General features: G+C 52.9%; 14 protein-coding genes. 5 read left to right on the top strand and 9 right to left on the bottom strand.

The window, feature by feature from the left end; genetic code table 11:
• Positions 1-99 precede the first annotated feature (99 nt).
• Positions 100-1,113 carry a hypothetical protein gene (locus tag CA13_RS06670; RefSeq protein WP_146395162.1) on the bottom strand — a complete coding sequence of 338 codons (1,014 nt, stop codon included), beginning with the start codon at positions 1,111-1,113 and terminating at the stop codon, positions 100-102.
• 49 nt (positions 1,114-1,162) lie between these two features.
• Positions 1,163-2,662, bottom strand: coding sequence for a hypothetical protein (locus CA13_RS06665; protein WP_146395161.1), 1,500 nt, complete (start codon positions 2,660-2,662; stop codon positions 1,163-1,165).
• 881 nt (positions 2,663-3,543) lie between these two features.
• Between CA13_RS06665 and CA13_RS06660 the strand changes: the two genes are divergently transcribed.
• Entirely contained in the window at positions 3,544-8,646 is a 5,103-nt protein-coding gene (locus tag CA13_RS06660) for an Ig-like domain-containing protein (RefSeq protein WP_146395160.1), read from the top strand.
• Between the two features lie 108 nt (positions 8,647-8,754).
• Here the strand turns inward: CA13_RS06660 and CA13_RS06655 are convergent, their stop codons facing one another.
• On the bottom strand, positions 8,755-9,474 hold the full coding sequence (locus tag CA13_RS06655; protein WP_146395159.1) for a pyridoxine 5'-phosphate synthase: 720 nt from the start codon (positions 9,472-9,474) through the stop codon (positions 8,755-8,757).
• 298 nt (positions 9,475-9,772) lie between these two features.
• On the opposite strand from CA13_RS06655, the gene CA13_RS06650 reads away from it, so the two are divergent.
• Positions 9,773-11,098: a competence/damage-inducible protein A gene (locus tag CA13_RS06650; protein ID WP_146395158.1), complete on the top strand. Its 1,326-nt coding sequence runs from the start codon at positions 9,773-9,775 to the stop codon at positions 11,096-11,098.
• Positions 11,099-11,130: 32 nt separating this feature from the next.
• On the opposite strand, the gene CA13_RS06645 is transcribed toward CA13_RS06650, so the two are convergent.
• From CA13_RS06645 to CA13_RS06625, 5 genes are all read right to left on the bottom strand, one after another.
• Positions 11,131-12,750 (bottom strand): SulP family inorganic anion transporter, encoded by a 1,620-nt coding sequence (locus tag CA13_RS06645; RefSeq protein WP_146395157.1) that lies wholly within the window; start codon positions 12,748-12,750, stop codon positions 11,131-11,133.
• A gap of 249 nt (positions 12,751-12,999) precedes the next feature.
• Entirely contained in the window at positions 13,000-13,503 is a 504-nt protein-coding gene (locus CA13_RS06640) for a shikimate kinase (RefSeq protein WP_146395156.1), read from the bottom strand.
• Complete coding sequence (gene aroE / locus CA13_RS06635; protein WP_146395155.1) at positions 13,500-14,357, bottom strand: shikimate dehydrogenase; 858 nt, start codon at positions 14,355-14,357, stop codon at positions 13,500-13,502. The genes CA13_RS06640 and aroE overlap by 4 nt, the downstream gene beginning before the upstream one ends.
• Before the next feature lie 235 nt (positions 14,358-14,592).
• Positions 14,593-16,035: a sugar porter family MFS transporter gene (locus CA13_RS06630; RefSeq protein WP_473087445.1), complete on the bottom strand. Its 1,443-nt coding sequence runs from the start codon at positions 16,033-16,035 to the stop codon at positions 14,593-14,595.
• A gap of 137 nt (positions 16,036-16,172) precedes the next feature.
• On the bottom strand, positions 16,173-19,541 hold the full coding sequence (locus CA13_RS06625) for a DUF5107 domain-containing protein (protein WP_419194015.1): 3,369 nt from the start codon (positions 19,539-19,541) through the stop codon (positions 16,173-16,175).
• A 390-nt stretch (positions 19,542-19,931) separates the two neighbouring features.
• Between CA13_RS06625 and CA13_RS06620 the strand changes: the two genes are divergently transcribed.
• Entirely contained in the window at positions 19,932-21,167 is a 1,236-nt protein-coding gene (locus CA13_RS06620; protein WP_419194014.1) for an AraC family transcriptional regulator, read from the top strand.
• 127 nt (positions 21,168-21,294) lie between these two features.
• The gene (locus tag CA13_RS06615) at positions 21,295-22,311 is read left to right on the top strand and encodes a TraB/GumN family protein (protein ID WP_419194013.1); all 1,017 of its coding nucleotides are present in this window, start codon (positions 21,295-21,297) and stop codon (positions 22,309-22,311) included.
• Between the two features lie 131 nt (positions 22,312-22,442).
• Here the strand turns inward: CA13_RS06615 and CA13_RS06610 are convergent, their stop codons facing one another.
• Positions 22,443-23,957, bottom strand: a complete 1,515-nt coding sequence (locus CA13_RS06610; protein ID WP_146395154.1) for a SpoIIE family protein phosphatase — start codon at positions 23,955-23,957, stop codon at positions 22,443-22,445.
• Positions 23,958-24,520: 563 nt separating this feature from the next.
• Between CA13_RS06610 and CA13_RS06600 the strand changes: the two genes are divergently transcribed.
• Positions 24,521-25,045: an SET domain-containing protein gene (locus tag CA13_RS06600; RefSeq protein ID WP_419194012.1), complete on the top strand. Its 525-nt coding sequence runs from the start codon at positions 24,521-24,523 to the stop codon at positions 25,043-25,045.
• Positions 25,046-25,171 lie beyond the last annotated feature (126 nt).

Raw genomic sequence — 25,171 nt, 5'->3', positions numbered from 1 at the left:
AGATGGACTTGTGTGGTGTGGATCTGCTAATCGAGCGGCTTGCCACTCATTTTGCTTTGCTCAAGAAAGGGTCTGACCCTTTAAAACCAACACTGAATCCTACCGGAAAATCCATTGATAGTCGAGTCGCTTGTCGAGACCGTACTGCTTTAAATAGTACTCTTGCTCGGACTTTTTCTCGTAGGCAGGGACTCCAAAACGGATTTTGTCCTCGGTTTGCTTGACCGCATCCCCCGGACGATAGAAGTTCAATTGGAGTGCTTTTTTGCGGTAAGGTGCGTCAGGCCCTTCCCCGTCTTGTTCGAACGCATTGGTCAAACCGAAGACGTCCACCGACAAAAAATCTAGCTTGGGGTCGACATCTTCCCACGTCGCCACACCCCATACGCCAGGGGAGGCTGGATCGGTCGACTGAGGAATTTCGGCTCGCGAGATTTCGACCGTGTTGTAGAGCGGTGCAGTGATCTGTTCGCGAATGGCAATTTTTTGCTTCGCTGTTGGTAGGATTCGATCGACGTACCGCTTGCCACTGATACGATTGTTGAGAACCAACATCGGGAAAATTCGCCGCGATTGGTAGCTAACCGATTCGATTCGCTCGAAAATTTCTTTGCCGCCGACGACATCTGCCGCCGGTCGCAAATCACCACCGCGATAGCGGATGCGAAAAACCAAGTACCAAATCAATTTTCGTTGCATCCGCCCATCGGAACGTGGCACGTCAATGTAGATTTGACGCAGCGGTTTGAACGAAAACTCAAACGCATAGATTTCGCGTCGCAAGAAGACTTCTTCGGCCATCTCGGTCAGCATTTGGCTGCGTGGATCAAAGTGTGGCTTGCCCTCGGGATGCGAATCACCACCCCATCGAATCTCGGGATGCCCGTCGAGCAACGTTTGAAGCGTCAACGGACCGTCGAAAGTTTCCTTTGGATCGGGCGCTGGCGGGATTACCGTGACGACGCCGGGGGCAAACTCGGTTTGCTCTTGCGTCGACGGATCGTTTTCCGCCCCCTTCTGCCCAGCTGCGTCTTGGGCTAGCAAAATGCTGCCTGTTACGGATGCGCAGACAACGAACAGACCTGCAAAATAGATTGATCGACCGGAAACCATTTTCACTACCGTCGGGAAAAAAAGTGCTTACGAATTGTATCGCAAAACGTTATTTGCGATCGCTCGCCGATTGAACTTCACTGCGTCCTACTCGCTCAACGGCATCTTCATTGCCAGTCGCAAGTCCGGGCGACGTTGGCACCGCCGTTGGCGACACTTCGATCCAATTCATCGTGCTCGACAATTGGACGTCCGATCCACCAAACGTCTTAGCCGCATTTGCTTCCATTGTAAACGTGGCCAGGACCCGTTGGCCCGAATCATCCGAATAATGTTGAATCACCCACTCAATCGGCACCTCTTCGACCGCGCCGCGAGCGTGCAGACTCATTACCCGCAAACCCATTTCGCTTTCACGCTCGGTCGCAGAGACAAATTCACGCCATTGCTCGCCAAGCGTCTTGCGGATCTCTCGTTGAAATTGCTCAATCGTCCACGGTTTGTTCTCATCAAGCCGCGACAATTGGCGGAAATCGCACTGGGCGATGCTTTGGTCATTGTCAATCATGCGCATCATTACCAAGCCGGGCTTGTCGCTCATCATGCGCCATCGGCGATCCATTAACGAGCTAAATCCAATGGAACCGCTGCGCAATTGGACGTAAAGACGTTCCGCGGGAATCGGAGACTCGATTTCGATTGCGGTCGGTTGCGAATTCATCGCAATCGGTTTGTCGAGCGGTTTGCGAACCATCTTGATCGTTGTGGCAATGTCGAAACCTGGTTCCGCTTTGCTGATTTCTCGAGTCTCGTGAACGGCGATTGCCAACCAAGTGGTCACGCCAGCGGTTCGATCGAAGGTCATTTTGCCAACGATACGAATGGTTGTCGGTACCCCGTCTACGCTTCCGTCGATATTTCCGCGAAGTTGAAGGCGAGCTTCCGTGGGCGACATCGCGACCACCTCGCCTTTGACATCACTTTGGTCGACGGCCGACAAATTCAACAGCGAGCGCATGCTCTCGGCTTCGACCACATATTGGTCCCCTTTGACTACCGGATCTGATGGTAACAGGGAATCTGCCGCAATGCTGCTAACTGGCATCCGGAGTAAATCGAGTTCTTCGTGAGTGAAATAATCGTCGGGCGAGTACGTGATTTCCGGTAACGTATCGCGACGAACGATGGCCATCGGTACTTCGGGGCGCAGTTTCGCGGCTAGCGGAGAGCGATTGACTTCGCTTTGGCTTTCGGCTTCATGAAAGTGGCGTTCCGAAGCCGTCACTACCGAATTGGCAACCGCGTCGTTGGGTCGGCGAAACCGTTCTTCGTAATCAAAAACGGCGCTACTTGTCAGTGGCAATGTCCGATCACTCTTGCGAGACACGAGCGGGTTCTTGGGGACGTTCACGTTTCCTTTAGCATCGATTTCGACTCGCACGCGAAACAGGTTTCGCGTGTGGTCAACGCTTAATGTTTGTGCTGACATCTCCGTCGCATGGCTGAGCCCGATCGGCGCGACGCCCCCCGCGAAAAGCGCCGAGGCGATGATGAGCATATCACGGCGAGATTGCACAGATTCGTTTGGATTTCGAAGATTGCCTGACATTTTCAACCTGTTTACGCCCCTGAGACAAGTGTGCCCAAACGCAGCCCAACGCGATGCCACGGGGGCAATACAGACGCGGACCGCTCACGATGTTTATCTAGGGATCGACCAAATGCAGGGAGTCACAAAAGTCAAAACGTGCACAATCCAAAATATCGGTGTGTCAGGAAACTCTGGTCACCGGAAAAGCGTCTCCTTATTAAATCGCAAACCGGAACTCTCAACTTGGTCTGGATATGGTTTTGGTCTGTATGTGGTTCCCCCCATTCGGGCCGTGCTTCGCCAATTTTCCGACCACGCTCTCTTCCGATCAGATGAAAATGAGTGAAAAAATGGGGCAAGAATCGTGAATGCAAGTTTAACGAAGACGCCTTTTGTCCGTCCCCCTGACTACACGCCTATACACTGATTCGCCTCACATCTCTTGTAATCCTCATGATCGGTCCGATTTTTGGGGGCATCTGGGAACTTCCTTACTAACTTGGCGTCCCATTTGAAGCCTTTCGTTGACACGCCAATGGGGCCAACTAGAATCGCATCTCGTCCCTTTTCCCAACCTGTCCATCCTATTTATCGCGTAGTTCCTAATGTTCCCATGTTACGGGATAGGCAGGCCTTGGCTAATTGACAAACGGCACCCAATCCTTCCGACCGATGCTAGAACTGGATTCGAGTTTTTTGCACGCGAATGTGGCCATGATTGGACAGATGAGCGCATGAGAAACGAAAATCTAGTGATTGAGACGAAGTCAGAGTAAATTAACAAATATTCCTTTCCCTCTCCGCGTCATTGATTTGACGCCTTGGGGTTGCGGCGTAGGGCCAAATCCGGAATTGGTCTTTCGCATCACCTCAGGCAGACGTTTGGTAAGAGACCCTCGATGATCAGACGAAGTGAACCGACCCCATCATCCCAATCCCTTCCCTCTCGTAGCCGCGCCACGCGGAAGCGGGTCAAACACAGTAAGCGTAATCGCCGACTGATGATGGAAGGGCTCGAGCAGCGTCAACTGCTCGCTGGTGACGTGTCACCCTTGACGATTCCAACGGTTTCGGCGAGCGAGGTGTTTACCTACGATGGCCCTCGCAACGTTGGTGCTGCGACCGAGGCGTACATTGTCCAAGAAGCGGAAACAGCCGGCACGTTTGGATTGAATGACTCAATCAATGCGGCTCAGTTCATTCCGCTAGGTAATGGAGCCGGTCAACGCAGCACGATTGACTTGACCGGAAATTTGAGTTTCGGCAGTTCGGCACCTGGTGGGATTGGGTTCCAATCCGACATCGATACGTACGCGTTCGATTTGAAAGCGGGGGACATCCTTGACATCTCGACTCACGGCGTTGCGTTCTCGTACACCGTTTACGATGAGTCTGGCCGCGTTTGGTATGGCGTTGATGATCCCCAGATTGGGTACTCACTCGGGTCACCGCTGCAAACGACCGGTAATGCAGTGTTTGCTCAAGTCGTGCCTACCGATGGACGCTACTATCTCGACGTGGTCGCAACCACATCAGGTTCTGCCTATACATTGGGTTTGCGAACGTATCGACCGACGACTGAAAAATTGCCGGTAGGCGCGAAGCAATCGATCTTTCTTGATTTCAATGGCGGTTCGTTTACACCTGACACGTTCAACGCCGTAGCCGGTGGTGATGGGTTCACTCCGATCGGTGGCCGTGTCATTATTCCACCACTTCAAGATTCGTTAACCGATTTCAATATTGAAATTGAAGATGACGCCGCATACCGAGAATTGATTCTATCGGTGGTCTCCCAAGTGGAGAAAATGTTCTCGGACGTTGCCGCTATTGGTAACAACGGCGATTTTGCAACAAGTGGAATCGCAGGCGAATATGGAATCGACATTTTCCATAGTGAAATGGATATCGATCCGATTAATGGGCGACCGGATCCAGGGATCAATAACCCGCTTGTCACGCGTATCATCGTGGGTGGAAGTGCAGCGGACTACGGGTTCTCTACGGTTGGGATTGCGATGTCGATTGATATCGGCAATTTTGATTTGTCGGAAGTCGCAATTCTTCAAACTGACGGCATCGCTGGCTTAGCGACTCAATTTCCAATCAGCGGATCCGCCAGTATTCTTGACGCAGTCGCGCGGGCAATTTCGATTGTTTCGGTTCACGAAGCAGGCCACTTGTTCGGTATGCGGCACACCAATGCCTTAAACAATGTTGGTACATTGACCGACTCTGGTGGTCAACTTAACAGCAATGCCTATGGCATGGGCGTCGGACCCGACCAGATCTTCGGAACGGTGGATGATACCGAAGCCAATTTCCACGTGGATCGTTTTACTCCCGTTGAAGGTCTGCTTGGGACTCAGTACTTCCCCGCAGCTCTTACGCACGTGTTATCAACCGGTACCCAGGGTGGCGTGGCGCTGACTGGCAAAGTCTTTAGCGATGCAAACCGCGACGGAAGTTCCACTGGCGATGCCGGAATCGGTGGCGTAACAGTATTTGTTGATTCAAATAACAACGGTGTTCTCGATGCCGGAGAAACGCGATCGATTTCAGCAAGTGATGGTACCTACACGCTCTCGGCTGCATCAGGAACCGTCGTGGTTTCGGTCGTCGCTCCCTCCCAATATGTTGCTACGACTAGCACTAGCCAAACGTTGAGTACGGCAAGCGGCGGAAATGTCAGCTTTGGTTTTCATCGAGTCCAATCGGACATCACTGGTACCAAGTTCCTCGACTCCAACGGGAATGGGCAACTTGATGACGGCGAAGGCGGAATCGGTGGCGTATACATCTACTTAGACCTCGATGGTGACAATCGTCCTGACATCGGCGAACCTGCCAGCCGAACTGCCGATGACGGAACCTATTCGATCAACTTCCCAGGCCCAGGCACCTACACGATTCGCGAAGTGTTGGAGCCCGGTTTCCAACAAACGCTTCCTGGTGGCGTCGAACAAGAGTATGTCGTCTTCTATGACGGCACCGCATTGACCGATAACTACAACTTTGGCAACCAACCCTCCCAAGACTACGGCGACGCGCCGGACACGTACCTCACGACCGAAGCCGTTGGCGGACCAAGCCACGGAATCACCGATGGCCTGTACCTGGGTGCCGGTGTCGATCGTGAAATCGATGGCCAACCTACCGTCGGAGCGGACGGGGACGATTTGGCCGGTTCGGTGATCATCGGCGGGATTTTCGATGACGAAGATGGCGTTCGCCAAGCGTCACCATTTGGTCTTGGTTCCACCGGCCAATTTGAAGTGACGTTGACGAACAATTCCGGTTCACTCGCCTACCTTCAAGCCTTTATGGACTTCGACGGCGACGGCACCTTCAGCGGTGCGGGCGAACACTTTTTAGTCGATAGCCTAGTCACATCCCAAGTCGGTAGCCAAACTCGCAGCGTCAACGTCGACGTTCCTGCCAACGCCGAATTGGGGGATACTTTCGTACGATTCCGTCTCAGCCAAACGCCTGGCCTCGGTGTCGGTGGGTTTAGCGAAACGGGTGAAGTCGAGGATCATCGCGTCTCGGTATTGCCGACGGCCAATGTCGCCAATAACGATGACGAATTCGTTGCCCGCAATAGCTTGGCAAATCAACTCTTCCCGCTGGCGAATGACTTTGAGACGGCCGGCAACGAGTTGACGATCGAAACGTTGAACCAAACGGGTACACGTGGAACCGTCGTGGTTGCCAATGATCGTCGATCGGTTTACTACACTCCCGCGACAAACTTTATCGGAAACGATTCGTTTGGCTATACGGTCGTCGACGCGTTCGGCAATCGCAACAGTGCGATTGTGAACGTCCAAGTTTCGTTCTTGTCCGAGAACTTGACCGCCGTGGACGACACGCATTTCTTTGCGATGAATTCCACCCAAAACGCAGTGAATGTGCTTGCCAATGACTTGACCAGCACGACAGGCGGCTCGCCAGTCATCATCAGTACAACGCCCGGTAGTGCCGGCGGCACGATCACCAAGGTGGGTGGCGGACAATCGCTCTACTACACACCACGAAATGGTTTCGGCGGAACCGAAGAGTTCAGTTACACGATCCAAGACGGTAACGGTGAAATATCAACCGCCAACGTGACAATCAATATTTTGCCTCAATCCGAAGCGGACGACGTGGTTGAATACTCGATCGAGTTCCTCGATCCGATCAACGGTGTTCCTATCCAAAGCTTGCGATTGGACAGTAACAACCCTTCGTTGAATCGGTTTGATGTTCGCGTTTCCGTTGATGAACTGGATCCGAACGACCTTCGCAATCCCGAAGGCGTGGCAGCGGCATTTATCGATTTGCTGTACGACGACGGTTTGGTTCAAACGGTCACTTCGAACCCGGGAGCCGGTTTCGATTTTGACATCACGTTTGGTCCGTTCTTCGGTGGGTTCAGCCAAGGTGTCGCCGATACGCCTGGTTTGATCGATGAAGTGGGAAGCACGAAGGATCAAACTCCACATGATGGCCCGGTCGAATTATTCACGATCACGTTTGAAGCGACCGAAGTTGGCGTTGCAACCTTTAAAACCAACCCGACCGAAGACGCGCAAAGCGAAACCCTGTTGATTGGCGTGGACGAAGAAGTTCCGACCAGCCAGATTCGCTTGGGTAGCAATTCGATTGAGATCTTCCCTGGCACAGGTGCCTTTGTCGGTGCTATCGATGACGGGTTCATGAACGGCGTTGACTCGGCAGGTGCCACGATCGCGCAAGGCGTCGGTTCGACTCTACGTGTTCTCGACAATGACCAATTCGTTGGCCAAACGATTACCGAATTCGAAGCCATTCGCGGGCCAAGCGAAGGGCTCGTCGAACGCAGTACCAATGGTACTGCGACGTTGAACGATGACTTCTTCATCTACCGTCCCTTCGTCGATGCAGGGGCGAGCGGATATGACGAGTTCACGTACTTGGTGGTTACCGAAGGAGGCTTCGCGACAACGGCTGAAGTCACGATCGCCTATGGCAATGCCGCAGCAGACGATGAAGTCCGGATTGGCTTGGCATTGGTCGACGACAATGGAAACGCCATCAACGGAAATGACTTGAGCGTCGGTGATCGATTCGGTGTCCAGGTCGATCTTGAAGATCTCCGTGCGACTCCGAACTTTGTCTACGCCGGGTTCTTGGACATGCTCTATACCTCGAACACGGTCGCTCCAGCGAACACGATCACGACTGACGACTTTAACTTTGATGTCGAAATTGGTGAAGAGTTCAACCGTGACGGTGCCGTGGGCGTCGCTTACCGACCAGGCATCATTGACGAATTTGGTACGTTCTCAATTAAGGGACCAAACCAAACCGGCAGCAATCCGGCAACGATGGCAGTTGTTTACTTTGATGTGATCGCACCGGGGCCGATCAATATCGTCGGTTCCCCAGCGGATTTCTCACCGTTCCAAGACACGTTGTTGGCCGATGGTGCCACACTTGTGGTCCCCACCGACAAGATCACCTACGAATCACTCAGTTTCAACGTCAATGGTCCGCAGGGCGAATTGCCTGAGCACAATTACTTGTGGGGCGAAGATGTCAACAACGACGGCGACGTTAGCCCGATCGATGCCTTGTTGATCATCAATCGCCTGAGTGCCGAAAATGCAGCGGCTGCTCAAGGTGAAGCGACCGCTATCAAGCATTTTGTTGACGTCAACGGCGATAACGCTGTGACGGCAATGGATGCATTGCAGGTGATCAACTTCTTGACGCAAAACGACCGTGGTGTCAGTGGTCAAGGTGAGCAGATCGCAGCGGCAATTCCGTCAAATGGTTCAGTCGCAACCAGTGACGAAGTTCCTAGCGATTCGGTGTTCGCCGAATTGTCCACTTCCGAGAAGGTCGTTTCCGTCGACACGTCAAGTAGCCAAGCACTCGCCAGTGTTTCGATTTCTGACAATGCTTCGACGGATGCAGACGACGATGACGACCTGCTGGACCTGCTCGCCGACGATATTGCCGGCAACTGGAGTTAGGCATCGATTCAATGTCGCCTTTTGTGCAAAGCAAAAGGCGGCGCTGTGGTGCCGAAATCTCGGTAGCGATTCCGAGAGGCTTGAGATTCCGAGAGGCTTGATAGGTGTCTAGCCCGCCAAATCGAGAATTCGCCGCATTTCGGCGACCGCTTCTCGCATCCCTACCATCACGGCTCGCGAGACGATCGAATGGCCGATATTCATTTCGGTCATATTCGGCAATCCCGCGATTGGGCGGACATTCGCGTAGTTAAGTCCATGTCCGGCGTGCAGCCGAATTCCCGCATCACTTGCTGTTCGGCCGGCTTGTTGCAGTCGAGCAAGTTCTAAGGCTACGGAATCGTGTTTGGCCAATGCGTAGGGGCCAGTGTGCAATTCCACGGCGTCGACACCCAATTCAACCGAAGCATGCACCTGAGCCGGATCAGGGTCGATAAATAGGCTTGTTAAGATGCCCGCGTCTTTCAATTGCTTAATTGCATTCTTGATCCGTCCCGAATCGGCGATCACGTCGAGTCCACCTTCGGTCGTCACTTCTTGACGGTTTTCGGGGACCAGCAGCCCCCAAGTCGGTTTGAGTTGGCATGCGATTTTGAGGACGACATCGTCGCAAGCCATTTCCATGTTCGTTTTGACCGACACTGTTTTCATCAGTACTTCGACATCGCGATCTTGGATATGGCGTCGGTCTTCCCGAAGGTGGAACGTGATCCCATCGGCTCCCCCCTGTTCGGCGAGCGCCGCGGCGATTACCGGGTCGGGTTCGTACGTGCGGCGAGCTTGTCGGACGGTTGCAACGTGGTCAATATTGACGCCAAGTTCAATCATTTTGTGTTTGAGCGGTTATGGGGTGGCAAAAAAGGCGTTCAACGCGGATGGCCATCTTAATAGTAATCTTGGTGATCGCCCACGGGACAACATGGTGTTGTCCAAATGGTGTTGTCCAGTTCCGCCACCAAAGATCACAGGAATCACAAACTCTGGCAATCGCCTTTGAAGGTTGCACACCCGCACAGTTGTCCTCTCTTTCGCCTCGCAAGTATGCGAATCACCAATAGCCCCCTCCTCCTTCGGATTGTCCTATCGCCTACAATCTTTTTTTCATCCTTCACACGTGAAATGACCCATGAGCGATACGTCCAACCCCGATAATGCCGTCAAACGAGTTGCCGAGGTGATCTCGATTGGCGATGAAATGACCAGCGGCGCTAGACTCGATACCAACTCTCAATGGCTTAGCCAACGACTTGGTGAATTAGGGATTGAAGTTGCTTTTCATACCACTGTCGCTGATACGTTGGCGAACAATATCGATGTCTTTCGTACCGCCGCACGGCGAGTCGATTTGGTCGTGTGTACCGGTGGGCTTGGGCCGACGCGAGACGATTTGACCCGCGAAGCGCTAGCCGAGGCTGCTGGGGAACCGTTGGAATTTCGCCAACAAGCGATGGATCATATCGAGTCGATCTTTCAAAATCGGAAACGACCGATGTCCGAACGGAATCGCTTGCAAGCGATGTTCCCGCGTTCGAGCCAAATGATCCCCAATCCTGATGGGACCGCGCCCGGAATTGACATCACGATTCATCCGTCGGTTGCATCAGAGGGTGATAATTTGGGTGATCTATCCAGGCACCCGTGCCGCGTTTTTTCGCTGCCGGGAGTGCCAGCCGAGATGAAGCCGATGTTCGATGCTTCGGTTGCTCCGGCGATCATGGATATGGTTGGTGGTGGCCAAGTGATTCGAAGTCTCGTGATGAAGTTCTTCGGTACGGGCGAAAGCGACATGGAATCGAGATTGGGCGAGATGATCTCACGTGATCGAATGCCGCGGGTGGGCATCACCGTTAGTGCCGCGACCATCTCGCTCCGCATCACCGCAGCCGGTCAATCGGTTGACCAGTGCGACAGCATGCTAGTGGATACGAAGGCCGAAATCCTTACGCGAGTCTCTGATTTGTACTATGGTGATGGTGAACAGTTTGAGCAATATCACGCGATCGATTCAATGCTTCAAGCACGCAAAGAATCGCTAATGGTGGTCGAACTCGGGTATGCTGCGCCACTTGGTGACTGGTTCGCGTCGCTGGGTGAAACCCCTGCTTACCGCGGTGGTTTGTCGTTGGCGACGAAAACGGATCTGCAAGAAATCGCAGGGGCCGATTCTTTTGATGAAGCCATTTTGGATTTCAAGTCGCGATTCGGAGCCGATTGGCTGCTATTGGTCAGCGAGTATCCCCAGATTCGTGACGACCAAATCGTTGGTCAAAAGGGCTGTGGTTTACCGATGGCCGATGTGACGCTGTTGGTGGTTAGCCCAGACGGTCGATCACAGATTAGTGCCACCGGGGTCGGTGGACATCCGAAGATTTTGCAATCCCGAATTGGCAAATATGCTATGCAGTTCTTGCGCCGCGTGGTCGGTGAATATCGACCAGTGCCAATTGACTGATAGGCGATGACGGGTTTTTCGACAATGCGACGTTAGCCCAACCGATCGGTCGCAACATGGTATTGCGGATCCTCGGAGACGTTCACTTCAACAAAGTGGCCTGCGCGGTCGAGTAAGCTGCGGCACTCGCTGCTTAGATGCGTTAGATGCAAACGTTTGCCAAGTGATTGATATTTCTCGGCCAACATGTTGATTGCTTCGAGTGCCGATTGGTCGTACACACGCGTGTAATAGAAATCAATCACCACATCATCAGGGTCACTCGCTGGATCGAACATCTCTTTGAACGACGACACCGATGCGAAAAACAGCGGTCCGTGCAACTGATAAATCTTGCTGCCGAATTCATTCGTTTGGATGTCCGCTCCCAAGTGCAACGCGTGTTTCCATGAGAAAACTAACGCCGAAACGATCACGCCCAAAATCACGGCGGACGCCAAGTCGTGCATCACAACGGTGTATCCCGCGACTAAAACCATTACCGCCATGTCGCTCAGAGGCATTCGATGGAACATTTTCAGCGACGCCCATTCGAACGTTCCGATTACCACCATGAACATCACTCCCACCAAGGCGGCCATTGGGATTCGTTCGATCAAGGGAGCAAGAAACAGGATGAAAAGCAGCAAGCAAACCGCTGCCGTGATGCCGGACAAGCGGCCTCGGCCACCCGAATTGACGTTGATTAGCGATTGACCAATCATCGCACATCCGCCCATTCCGCCGAACAGGCCACAAACGATGTTCGCCGCGCCTTGGCCGATGCATTCCCGATTGCCTCGACCGCGTGTTTCGGTGATCTCGTCGATCAAAGACAATGTCATCAAGGATTCGATTAGACCGACGCCTGTCAACGTGAGTGCAAAGGGGAAAATAATCCACAACGTCTCGAGCGTCATGGGGGGAACGGAGTACTGCAAAAAGAACGGTCGTGGTAACCCGCCACTGATCGAGACAGGGTCGACATTCATCGGGTCCGCAGCGACCGCAGTTGCCTTGGTGGTCAGCATATCGCCGACGGTCGCAATGACATTCGTACCGTTTGATGCAAACGCAGCATTAACCGCAAGCGACAGGAACGTGACGGACAAAATCGCGACTAACGACGCTGGGATCGATTTGGTGTATTTGGGCAACAGCCAAATGATGGCCATTGTCAGTGTGACCATAGCCAACATCAGCACCAACGGCATGCCGGTTAACATCGTCAATTTGCCAGCAGCAAAATCGTAGGTTTGGAACGAACTAAATTGAGCCATTCCGATCACGATCGCTAAACCGTTCACGAAGCCCAGCATAACGGGATGGGGAACCAAACGGATCAGTTTTCCCAAGCGTGCTGTTCCGACAATGACTTGAATCAATCCGCAAAGGATGACGGTCGGGAACAAGTACTCGATCCCTTGGGTTGCTACGAGCGCGACGACCACGACTGCCATTGCACCCGTTGCACCCGAAATCATTCCAGGTCGACCACCGAAAATCGCAGTGATCAATCCGATAAAGAACGCGGAATAGAGACCAATGATTGGCGAGACGCCGGCGACAAAGGCAAACGCGATCGCTTCGGGAACCAAGGCTAGCGCGACAGTCAAACCGGAAAGGACGTCGTCCTTCGCCGTCGCGGATTGCGACCGAAAAAAGTTGAGCATGAAGTTTTTTGAGTAGGGTCACGGACAAGAATCGTTGAGCGGCGACTATAGTTTTTGAAGTCGGGGTGTCAATATCGATCGCAAGCCGGCGAAGCGCAGCGGCGCGGCAAAGAAATCTCGCTATCGTCTCGATGGCGAGTATCGCCCCCGTTAGGGTCCGGTTAGAAAGGGGATCTGCAACGTTTGGTCGGGACCAAAAATTGTCGGGGACGAGCAAGAATCATCACAAGTTTTGACTTAAGCTCGGCGTTAAGCGAGCAATTCTTGGATTCTCGCAGCAACTTGTTCGACCGACATTGAATCGGTATCCACACCATGGTGTGAAATTCGCTCATACAAAGGCGTCCGTCGCTCAAGCACCTCGACGACTTCGTCGGTAAAACTCTTGGTCCCGGTGAGCGAAGGGCGTTGATTGTCACCACCGATTCGCTCGACAATCTTTTCCGGTGAAGCCTTAAGCCACACCACTGGACCTGCTGCTCGCAAGCATGCAAAGTTGTTTTCGCGTTCAATGACTCCGCCACCACAATCGATCACCAAACCATCACGAGCGGCAAACGTTCGAACGATCTCCTCTTCCAAGTCGCGGAATCCGGGCCAACCGCGTTCCTCTACGACTTCGGGAATCACCTTGCCCGCCTTTTTGACCAATTCTTCATCGAGGCTGACGACTTCTAAACCGAGGGCGTTACCGAGCAATTTTGCGACCGCACTTTTTCCGGTGCCTCGGTATCCTACTAGGACGACATTCATAGGTTCGCCTCCACCACTTTTCGCATTACATCACGGGGTGCTTTTTTGCCGGTCCACAATTCAAATTGAACGAACGCTTGGCCGCAAAACATTTCGATTCCTTCGATCGGCGTTCCACCCGCTGCGGCGGTGTCTTTCAGCAACTTTGTCCGACGTGGGTTGTAGACGGCGTCAAAGACAACCAACCCTTTTCGAAGGAAATCGGGGGGGACCAAGCTAGAGTCTTCTTTGGGATGCATCCCAATTGGCGAGCAATGCATGACGATGTCGGCCTGGGCGATTTCACGCTTCATCGTGTCGTCGTTCAAGGCCAATCCGACCACATTGGCTTTTCCTCGTTCGTTAGCGTCGGCAACCAATTGTTCAAGTTCGTCTTGGGCGACACCCAAAATGGACAGTTGCTCGGGCGGTGCTTCACAGGATAGCGTCACCGCAATCGCTCGAGCCGCTCCGCCGGATCCCAGTACGACGACCCTTTTTCCTTCCGGGTCTGCGCCGGCATCGCGAAGCGCGTTCAACGCCCCGAGGCCATCGGAATTGTAACCGAGCAGTTTGCCGTTCTCGTTGACGACCGTGTTGATGCAACCGATACCCATCGCCGTCGGGTCGACATGATCGACGTTTTGCATCGCCTCGACTTTGTGGGGGATCGTCACTGACAAGCCGCGGTAGCCCATCGCCCGGACGCCATCGAGTGCCTTGCCAACTTGACCTGGTTGGACGTCATGTGCAACATACACGTAGGGCAAATCGAGTGCCTCAAACGCCGCATTGTGAATTGCAGGCGAAAGGGAATGGCCAACGGGGTGGCCAAACAGGGCACAAACGATCGTCTTAGCATCAATCGCAGGCATGAAGAAAACTCGTAGTGAACGCGGAAAAAAAGCGGGCCCCAGTGGATCTCGCTAGAACAGAGAATGACTGCTTCGAAAGTTTAGCAGTTTCATGTTCGGTTGGTAGCAGTAGCCCGGGCGAACCGAGCTACTTTTGGAAATCGCCCCATTCGAACCTGGCAAACTCGCAAACTCGCCTTTCGAGTTGCGTCCGCGAGGTCGCCGTTCTCATCGCGTTTGTATGCAGGACATTCTCTTAGTCCTTCATCATTTCCCGTTCGATTGCTTCGAGGGATTTGCCTTTGGTTTCCGGCAATTTAAAGTAAATCACCAAGAATCCAATCACGCAAATGCCACCGTAGAGCCAAAAGGTTCCGTACACGCCAAGTGCCTTGTTAAGCAGCGGAAAGGTGAACGTCAGTAGCGTGCAGGCTAACCATAGTGCAAAAACGGCGACGGCCATCGCGGCACCGCGAATTCGATTGGGGAAAATTTCCGATAACACCACCCATGTCACTGGCGCTAGCGACATCGCATAACAGGCAATTGCACTAACAACGAGAACTAACATCAATACGCCGCGAGTCTCGGTGTAGTAACAAGCACCAAGCAAGGCATAGATACTGGCTAAGCCGGCACACCCCAGTAGCATCAACCCACGGCGTCCGAACTTGTCGACCGTAAAGATTGCGACAAACGTGAAAACTAAATTGACAATCCCAGTAATCACAATATTGAACATGATCGCACCTACGCCGTAACCGGCTGCTGCGAAGATCTCCTGGGCATAGTTGAAGATGGTATTGATTCCACACCATTGTTGAAAGACAGCCAAGAAAACACCGAGCCCCAAAATTTTGAAAATTTTCGGTTCGAGTAGTTCGCTGTAGTGAACTTGGGCGACTTCTTCTAGTCCAATCGTGTTCTTGATATCCGCCAATTCTTGATCCGCGTAATCCTTGCCTCCGACGCGCGTGAGCACGCCGCGGGCCTGTTCATCTTGCCCGTCCTTGATCAACCATCGTGGACTTTCCGGAACAAAGAACATCAACAAAAAGAAAGCCGTTGCCGGAACGGTTTCCGCAGCAAACATCCATCGCCAACCATCCGTCCCATTCCACGATTCACGGATCACATCGACACTCGCGCCGTCGGGAACGTCTTGGGCAATCAGCAAGTTGACGATTTGCGCACCTAGAACTCCGAACACGATCGTCAATTGATTGATCGACACGAAACGGCCACGAGTATCCGCGGGCGAAATTTCTGCGATATACATTGGTGACAGGTTTGACGCCAAGCCAATGCCACCACCGCCGATGAGCCGGAAAACGTTGAACCAAGTGAAGTCCGATGCCATTGCCGTGCCGATCGCCGAAAGCGTGAATAGGAACCCGGAAAATACGAGCAAGCGTTTGCGTCCGAGGCGATCGGCGAGGACGCCGCTAATGACGGCGCCGACTAAACAGCCGACCAAGGCACTACTCATTGCCCAACCTTGCAGCATCGGCGAATCTGAAATGCCAAAGTAAGGCTCGTAAAACGGCTTGGCTCCGCCGATGACGACCCAGTCATAACCGAATAGCAAGCCACCCATCGCCGCCACAAAGCAGATCAACCAGATGAATCCCATGTTGTACGTCGAAGTGACCGAATCGGATGACGACAACGATGTTTCAGTCGGCGAAGTGTAAGGCACCGCAAAAATCCAAATAAGAAGGGATGAAAAATTGGAATGGCGGCGTGGCCGCAAGTCGCGAGCGTGTGCTCGGAAACAAAACGTCAACTCAAAACAGATACTTGTCTGTCATCGGATATTCGATGACGGACGACAATTTACGCTAACGCCACTTGGTGTGTCAGTACGCCGAGGTGTGCAGGTTCCAGCTTCAATACCTGGTCGAATTGCTCGTTGGCAGCTTCGAGGTTCCCTTGTCCCAAGAAACCAAGTCCTAGGAAGCCGAGACCCATCATGTAGCGACAGTGAACCTGGTTGCCCTGATCCAAGTCTGCGTCGAACACCAAGAAGTCAGGAAGCGAAACGGCAAAATAATCGATCGTGATCTTGTCATCCAAGTGCTTCTGGCCGTACTTGATCAACCGATCGAATCGCTCCGTTGCTTGATCTTTGTTGCCCAATTTGGCTTGAGCAAGTCCTTGGTAATAGATCGAATCGGGTGGTTGGTCGTTGTAATACATCGCCGAGGTCGGTTCACTCAAACCTTCGCTTGCACGAAGAAACCACTCTCGGGCACGGTCCGATTCGCCAATCGCTTCGCAGGCACAGCCGAGCATGAAGTGGACGTGGTTTTCTTGGGCCCCAATCAGCTTTCCTTCGCCGAGATTCTGGGGCCAATCCAAGGCTTGCTCAAGCAGCTCAATCGCCCTCGTGTGGTCACCGTTCTCAATCGCCGCACGTCCAAGCTGTGTCAGGGCGACAACATATTGGATGGGCACCTTCCCCTCACCACCTTCCCAAGGATGGAAATGTCGCGATCGAAGCAGGTCCAGGGCAACTTGGTACTCACCCACCAAATTATGTAGCGTGATCCTTTGCAGGAACAAATCATCGCGTCGTTCGACTAACGATGGATATTGCAGCAGGCGAGCGAGCCGATCGGCGGGAGCATGGCCGAGACGCATCGCCAATTGATCGAGTTCAAATAGCACTCGAGCATCTTCCGGATTTAGCTCGAAGCCTCGGTTCATCGCATCCCAAGCTGCTGAGCCGTCGTCGCGATGGTTGAGATAGGCCAACGATAAGTTTCGCCACACGGTTGGAAACTCAGGATTCAAGTCACGCGAACGTTGCCAACATTCAATCGCGCGGTTGTATTGTCGCCGGTCATACCACAAGTTGCCAAGTTGGTAGGCTGCGACCGAGTCACCACGGACGATGTTGGTTTTTTTGGCCCCATCGTTTGAGGGCATTTGGAAGTCCGCTTCCATTGCTGATTGTAGGACGGGGATGTCTTCGAGCTTGTTGGCAAAGAACAAGTCGCCGGCGGCATGTTCCATGGCCGATTGACGCTGCGCCGCGGCTTCATCGGATCGTCCTAGTTGATCGAGGTAGTGCGCCAAGTGGTAAAAGACCATCGATGATGCCGATTCCACTCGCGTTAGCAAATGTTCCAGCACCAAGACGGCTCGGTCAAACGCACCAAAGGCAGCGTAATCAATCGCCAATTCGAGAGCCGTGTTTTGGTCATCGCGAGTTCGAGCGTTGTAGGTTTCGAAATTCTGATTGCGAATGGCTTGCTCGAACAATACGCCAAAATTGAAGGGGTTTTGGCTCAAAGGATATTCGAGCATCGCATCGAACTTCGGATAATCTCTCGCCAAGTATGTGCTGAGATGGATTGCCTGAATATGATCAACGCCACATTGATGACACAGCCGAACCGCTTCACCGATATCGTTGCGGCGTGCGGCAAGCCTTGCCAATTGAAAAGAGGCCGATTGGCGGCATGCGGCATTCCACGTCGCTTTCGCAAACGCGTCATACGCTTTAGCGAACTGTCCTAGCATCACAAGTGATAGGCCTAAGTTGTACAACGGTTCGCCGTCGTACGGATTTGGGTTGTGGCGGGTCATTCGGTCGACTGCGTTTTCGAAATAGCCGATTGCTTCCTTGAAACAACCTTGCCGGTGCAGCAGTTTCCCTTTAGCATTGTTCGAACGAATGTCACCAGGATCCCGACGCAGTGCTTCGTCATAGTAGGGCATCGGGCGGCGGGTGGCATGACGATATTGTTCGATATGCTGGCCCGCCAAGAACAGTGACTCGGTCGAATCGAGTTGTTCAGGTTCATCGATTGCTTTAGCAGGCTCAGGCACGTTTTGGTTTTGCTCACCAGGCGGCGTCCAGGCAACCAAAGCTAGGCCATCGCTGCGAAGAAGACGCACCGTCAAATCACTTGCTTTGCAATCGCTCGGCACAGAGAACTCATGTTCGAAGTGCGTTTTAGGTGATGCGTCAAAAACGACTTCACCGATTTTTTTGTCGTTACGAGTCAGTGACACTTTCGCTCCGTCGTGACATCCGGTGGTGTAGACACGGACGACGGCCGTCGAATCGTCAACCTCCATTCCGACGGCGGCATCGATCGTTGCGTTGCCGATGACGCCGACACCTTTGTATGGCATGAAGTGCTGCGTGAAGGTTTTCTGCTCGCCCGGCATCAACCAGGAAAAATCGGGCTGGTTGTCAGTGTAAACGCCGCACATTAACTCGATATAGGGGCCATCTTCATCCGTCAAATGGCGATCCCAGGCTTGGCCGAATTCGCCGTTGCCCCAGGTCCATTGTTTTTTGCCGGGGCTGGTGTGATGGCTGCTGATATGCAGCAGTCCCGCTTGTCGGCCATGGTCGTAGCTGCCGACAAAATCGTACTCACTCTTGTGCGCCATGTAGGACATTGGAACGGGAATGTTCCGGTACCGCGAAATATCAGTGCCCGATTTGCCTTGAAAGGTTTCGGGACCTTGGGAATAGTCGACCTTGTAATAGGTTCCGGTTGCGATCGGGAAGCTCGATACATCGCGTTTACCATGATCCATCACCGCATTGACGTCCGGTGGGAAAATCGATTGGTGGTTGTCGTCGACCGCGATCGCTGGGTTGGCCCACCACAGGAATGTCTGTGGTTGTGTGGTTCGGTTATAGAGTTTCGCTTGAATTTCCAAAAAAGCTCGATCGGGATACAGCGTTAAACCGTGCATGCTTTCGGTGCGATGCATGCGGTCGATTTCATGACACCAAAGGGTGCGAGAGCCGTTTTTATTTTCGTCGATAGTGAAGTCGACCGGTCCGTAGGTGTTGGGGCGGTGGTGTTGCGGCCAATTGAATTCAATCCCGCCGCTGATCCATGGACCAGTCAATCCAACAAGCGCAGGCTTAATGACATGGTTGTAGTAGACAAAATGGTAGTCATTTGTTTTGTCCAAAGCCATTTGAATTCGCCCGCCCAGCTCCGGCAGGACCATGATTCTTAAATAGTCATTCTCCAAGAACACCGCTTGCCAAACCCGGTCGTTTTTTTCGTCATCGATGCTGTCAACGACTGGCAACGGGTAAACGGCACCACTAGATCCTTGATAGACTCGTTTTTCGAGAAACATCGGATTTGGATCGGGATCGCCAATTCCGTAAGTAGGAATCGTTATGGCTTTTTGCCAGACACGCACGGTGTTTTGCTGATTCATTTGGGTTCGTTTTCTTTAGGGACCAAATATGAAAATAGCTGGTTGGAGTCAAACGCCCGTAATGGTTATTTGATCGGCGAAGGCTATATGATAGGCGATGAGTCCACGAAGCACATTTCATCCTTGCGTTAATCTATTGCATTTTTGCCGCAACTGAAATTGGCCGGATTTGTGCCTGCGGGCAGGGCGGTTATGATAGCCACCCTCCGGCGACATTCTCGATTTGCCGCAGACATTGTTTTTCCCTTGATGTGGTTTTTTGCTCGGTTATTTAGTGGTTTGCCTATGTCGGGACCGCCAGCGTGTTGTTGTCGGCTGATTCGAACAGATTGGAAAGCAATCACGGGTTCCGCGAATGAAAAACGTGATGCCAAAGAGTACCGTGAAACGATGAAAATGAAGCCTATTCGAAAATTGCCGCAGGTTTTGCTGTTGATCGAATCTTCAAGAGGGTATGGTCGCAATTGTTTAATGGGGATTGCCTCCTACATGCGAACCCACGGTCATTGGCAAGTGCTGCATCTAGAACGTGGACTCCAAGAGAAAGTCCCAGCGAATGTGGAGCGTCAACGTTTTGACGGCGTGATCGCCAGGATGGAGAACGCTCAAATCGCTCGGTCAATTAACCGAATGGGGGTGCCGACGGTTGATCTGCGCGGACTTTTTCAACCACCCGGCGGCGTCTGTTACAATACGGATCCGAGTGCCTGCGCCTTGATGGCGCTGGAGCATTTTCGGCAACGCGGTTTTCGACAATTGGCCTATTGTGGTTATCCCGGTGTCGATTTTTCAGATGCGCGATGCACCGCGTTCAAGTCGCTTTGCGAGAGTGCGGGTATTCCCGTTTATGTTTTTGATGCATTCGCGGCAAAGAAAAGTACGAAAGCTCGACAATCGAAGAAGAGTCGATCGAGTGCAACGCCTCGTATCAATACGCTTGCTCGCGAAGCCAAGGGGGAAATGGATGAGGCGTTGATTGCGAAGTGGTTGTTAACGTTGCCAAAGCCGTTGGGGATTTTCGCGTGCAACGACATGCGTGGCCGGCAAGTTCTCAATGCCGTTCGATCCACCGAGCTACGTGTACCGGATCATGTTGCCGTTTTGGGGGTTGATGACGACGAGGTCATCTGTGACTTAGCAAATCCGCCGCTTAGCAGCATCCAGCCCGATGCCCTGCGAATTGGGTTCGAAGGTGCGGAGATGCTCGATCGATTGATGGCTGGCGAAACGCCCGATCAGGAAACTGTCTTAGTGCCGCCTGTACGAGTGTCGATCCGCACGAGCACCGATGTGTTAGCAGTTGACGATATGGACTTGGCCGAAGCGATTCAATTCATCCGGGCACATGGTTGTGATGGGATCGGTGTTCAAGATGTCCTTGAGGCGACCTCGATTTCTCGGGCCACTCTTGAACGGCGGTTTCGTGAAATCCTCGATCGGAGTCCCCGAGAGGAAATCGAACGGGTGCGGATTGATCGAATTCGCATGCTGTTGGCGGAAACGAACTACGGGCTCGAAAAAATTGCTACCATGACGAGCTATCGCACCGCCGCTCACCTGGTTACCGCGTTTCGGCGAATTGCTGGCTGCACACCGGGGCAATACCGCAGTCAATTCCGTGGTTAAACGGCCCTGCGACGTTGTCACTTTCTTGTCGGCAGCCTATCCTTCAAGCAGCGAAACGCACCCTTTTTTTCCCTCAGCATGCTGGAACTTGCATTGCTGGCTTTCCAACTCGGCTCCCGAATCTCTCATGAAACGATTCTTCCAATCCAAACGCGATCGATTTCTCGCCTCGTTTTTCGGCTTCCTGTTTATGACGTCCACCTTCAATCCAGCTGTGGTCGAGGCTCAAGCGGTAGCGACACAGCCGGCAGATGAAGCCAAAACCGAAGACGCGGCTAACAAAGCAGACGCGGGCGACAAAGCAGACGCGGCTAACAAAGCAGACGGGGGTGAAAGTAGCGACTTGAAATCGGAAGAACCGTCTTACTTGCGCGTTGATGAAACGGACAAAGGAAAATCGCGTGCGTTGCAAACGGCGATTGTCGGTTATGAGGGCAAACCGAACACCAAGTACGACGGGCATGTGGTCGATTTGGTGGGTGTTGTTCACATCGGCCAAGCCGAGTACTACGCGGATTTAAATGATCGGTTGTCCAAGTATGAATCCGTTTTATACGAATTGGTCGCGCCCGATGGAACTCGCATTCGACCAGAGGACTTACAGCGTCGCCGTGGTCTTTTGTCTTCGATGCAATCGGGCATGAAGGACATCTTGAATTTGGAATATCAGCTCGAAAAGATCGACTACATGGCGACCAATTTTCGACATGCCGACATGAGTCCCGATGAATTCGCCAAGGATTTTAGCCGCCGAGGCGATAGTCTATGGAAAATGGGAGCCCGCATGATGGGGGCCGGTTTGGCCACGCAAGCGGCCACCGGTGGCGAAGCCGGATTGATCATGGCTCTGTTCAGCGATGATCGTCCGCGACGAATGAAACAAGTGATGGCGAAACAAATGGTCGATATCGAAGTCGCCACCGCGGGAATGGATGATGCCAATGGCGAAAACACGCTCATCAAAGGTCGCAACGCGAAAGCGTTCACGATCTTGAAAGAGGAGCTCGAAAGTGGCAAAAAGAATATCGCTGTCTTTTACGGTGCGGGACATTTGTCGGATATGGCTGACCGCCTCGAAAAAGATTTTGATATGCAGGCGACGAAAACCACGTGGCTCGACGGTTGGGATTTGACGCAAAATTAGCGGGCGGTTGAGGTGCACTCAATGACGCCAATCACGCCAAGGTCATTTGTGTGATTCTTAAGCTCGCAGCCGGTATCGCTCGTTGGTATCGCTCGTGCTAACAGCGAACTTTCGCTCGGCCTAACCTTTCTCTACAGGCGAAGTAGGGTCATGGCGCCACGCTCATGGTTCAGCGGTTTGCCCGCCAAATCGCGTCGGATCGCCGCTAGGGGGTTGCAATTCGATTCTGCCATGCAGGCTCGCAATCGATCACCAAGGCTTGATTGCGTCGCTCCGTCAGCCAGCATTCCTCCGCTGAAACACAACAGTGTCTCGGCGTTGAGCAGCGAGAACGATCCGGTGAGCGGCCGGGCGTCGATGTGGCTGCCTAGCGGTTCGGTATGACCGTCCACCAAGGGACGGTATCCATAACGGCTACTAATCATTGCCGTGATCGTCCCCGCCGAGGCGAACGTTCCTTCGCCCGTTTCAGGGTCGATGTGAAAATACAATAGCGACGTTAATTGGTCTCCTGAATTGGTTTGCCAAAGTGTGTCGCAGATTCGTTGGAGCATTTGCTGCGGCGAATGGCGATAGCCACAATGCGCGGTCAGTGCACTTCGGGCGACCACCGAGCCGATCGATCCTCGTATCGACGCGTCGACCGATTCCGCCATCGCCATCATCAATGTTCCGTCGGGAAGGATGTCCCATGTGTGCCATCCAGTGGCGTGTGAGCGGGGTGATTCGAGCATCCCGTCCGCTTGGAACCCGGGAGCGATCTCGTTACCAATAGGCAAACTGAGGTGTTGCCATTCGGTCAAGTCGTGAAGTGAACCGACCGTGGCTGCTTGCTGTGTGGTTTGGGGCTTCGAAACAGCGCGGGACAATTCCGAAGCAATCGCCGATGCTGCCAAGCGAGCTGCTGCGGCGTGGGTTTTTCCGAACGTCACTGCCTCATCGGTGAATAACCATAGTGTTCCGATTGGGATCGAGTCCTCCAAGATCGCTGCGCAGATTCCACCCCGGAATGGTTCGGGGCTGTTCCAAGTATCGATACCACCGGCGGTAAAATGGTCGGCTGTCACGACCGTCCGAACGAGTGCTTCAAGATCACCACGACTGCCCTGTAATTCGCGGGGCGGATCTTCCAGCCGGCTGATTGGCAAGCCGTAGACGGCGCGGGCTTTGAGCAGTTCGGTGTTATCGTCAAGCAGATAGATCGCAGCCGATTCACAACCACAGCTTTCCGCCGCATTGACCAATATGTGCTCGATTCGGTCGGCCAGTTTGGTTTGTGCCTCGGCGCCGGACAGGATCGATGCACGCGCGGCCAATTCCATTTCTTGCCGGCGTAGCATTTCTCGCGATCGGATTAGTTGTTCGGCGAGTGCGGTTGCCGATTCTGCGAGCCGTTGTGCGTTCGGCTTTGTGATCGATGGCGAGTCGTCGCTTGGATCGGAAACGCGGTCGCTGTTGACTGCAGGCAGCAGATTGATTTGGGAATCAATTTGGCGGCGTGGTTTATCGATGCGCCAACCAGTGGCATCGCCAAAAATTTGCCAAAACGATTCAATCGCTTGGTTGTCTTTTTCGCGTTTGGTCGATGCAGCGACCGAGACTGGTCCATTATGGAGACGCAGATAACTAGGGATGGTTTTCGTCACGCTGATCAGGTGCTCAGGTTAAAGGGATCGCAAGGGAAGGGGGTCACTGGCGATCCATGCCAGAGCAATTCGTGAACAGTCAACCTTGGTGGGAGGGTGGAGTGTTCGGCGCAGTTATCCGTTGGTGCGTGTTAAGGTCATCGACGCGGCGGTGCGGTTTCGCTAACGTGAATGATCGACAAACTGGCCGAAAGTTACCGGGACGGCCGATCAATGCGAATAACGCGAGGCATCAGCAGAATCCGAATGAAAGACAAAAAGCGAAAAGAAATTTGCCATTGGGATCGTAGCGAGATTCAACGGTCGATCGCTTTGCTGATCGTTCAAGCACACAATGCAAAGTATGTTTGCAAAAAATGTGGTCGAACCGCAGAAGATAAATCGCTTTTGTGCAAACCCGTCAGGGAAAAAGGTAGCGATGGCTCGCTCTCGAATTCATGATGTGGGAGAGTTCAGAACCGCTGCCTTCTGATCCTTGACTTTCGCCATTAAAAACAGTTCATTTGTCCTCGCTTCACGCAATCATCGTGGGCGATCAACAACAACCATTCAGAAACGACGACATGTCACAGATAAAGCCTCTTGGTAAACGACGACGCAAAAAACTACAAAATAGAGTGGATGAGAAACTCGGCTATCGCTCCTATCACGATGGGGATGTTGCTGTGAAATCGACGGGGGCCGATAGTTTGGGCATCTACGCGGTCCGACAATTTACACCCGGCGAATTGGTGATGGAAATTAGGGGCCAAGTCTTGGCCAAAGCCTCCTACGAGGGGTCGACTTACGTTATGGAACTCGATGACGATTGGTACCTTGAACCTGCGATTCCGGCTTCCTTTTTGAATCATTCCTGCAACCCAAACTCGGAATTGGTTCAATTGTCCAAGTTGACGATGGGCTTGGTTGCGATTTGCAATATCGAAGAAGGGTCGCAAATCACTTTCGACTATTGTTGGCCAGCGCTGAAATGGATCCCTCGGTGCGAATGCGGTTCACCAAACTGTCGCGGTTGGGTCGTCGCTCAAGATGAAGTGGAAAAGATGAAGAAAATCGCGCGACGTAAGGGCAAACGCAAAGCATCTTGACAGGAATCGCTATAATTTTAGCAGGCGAGTTCGCTAACACGCCAAAGGCCGAATCCTCAACCATGGATGGCACTTTCGCTTGATGCTGGCTAATCGGATGTGGTCCTTGGGCGACGGTAACAACAC

Origin of the sequence: Novipirellula herctigrandis (assembly GCA_007859835.1) — a bacterium.
Classification (GTDB): Bacteria; Planctomycetota; Planctomycetia; order Pirellulales; family Pirellulaceae; genus Novipirellula_A; species Novipirellula_A herctigrandis.
The sequence above is the reverse complement of the archived record's forward strand: the minus strand, read 5'-3'. Positions and strand labels throughout refer to the sequence as shown.

Coding starts and splice junctions, on each gene's coding strand:
- CA13_RS06670 (WP_146395162.1), bottom strand. CDS start 1,113: ATGGTTTCCGGTCGATCAATCTATTTTGCAGGTCTGTTCGTTGTCTGC.
- CA13_RS06665 (WP_146395161.1), bottom strand. CDS start 2,662: ATGTCAGGCAATCTTCGAAATCCAAACGAATCTGTGCAATCTCGCCGT.
- CA13_RS06660 (WP_146395160.1), top strand. CDS start 3,544: ATGATCAGACGAAGTGAACCGACCCCATCATCCCAATCCCTTCCCTCT.
- CA13_RS06655 (WP_146395159.1), bottom strand. CDS start 9,474: ATGATTGAACTTGGCGTCAATATTGACCACGTTGCAACCGTCCGACAA.
- CA13_RS06650 (WP_146395158.1), top strand. CDS start 9,773: ATGAGCGATACGTCCAACCCCGATAATGCCGTCAAACGAGTTGCCGAG.
- CA13_RS06645 (WP_146395157.1), bottom strand. CDS start 12,750: ATGCTCAACTTTTTTCGGTCGCAATCCGCGACGGCGAAGGACGACGTC.
- CA13_RS06640 (WP_146395156.1), bottom strand. CDS start 13,503: ATGAATGTCGTCCTAGTAGGATACCGAGGCACCGGAAAAAGTGCGGTC.
- aroE (WP_146395155.1), bottom strand. CDS start 14,357: ATGCCTGCGATTGATGCTAAGACGATCGTTTGTGCCCTGTTTGGCCAC.
- CA13_RS06625 (WP_419194015.1), bottom strand. CDS start 19,541: ATGAATCAGCAAAACACCGTGCGTGTCTGGCAAAAAGCCATAACGATT.
- CA13_RS06620 (WP_419194014.1), top strand. CDS start 19,932: ATGAAAATGAAGCCTATTCGAAAATTGCCGCAGGTTTTGCTGTTGATC.
- CA13_RS06615 (WP_419194013.1), top strand. CDS start 21,295: ATGAAACGATTCTTCCAATCCAAACGCGATCGATTTCTCGCCTCGTTT.
- CA13_RS06600 (WP_419194012.1), top strand. CDS start 24,521: ATGTCACAGATAAAGCCTCTTGGTAAACGACGACGCAAAAAACTACAA.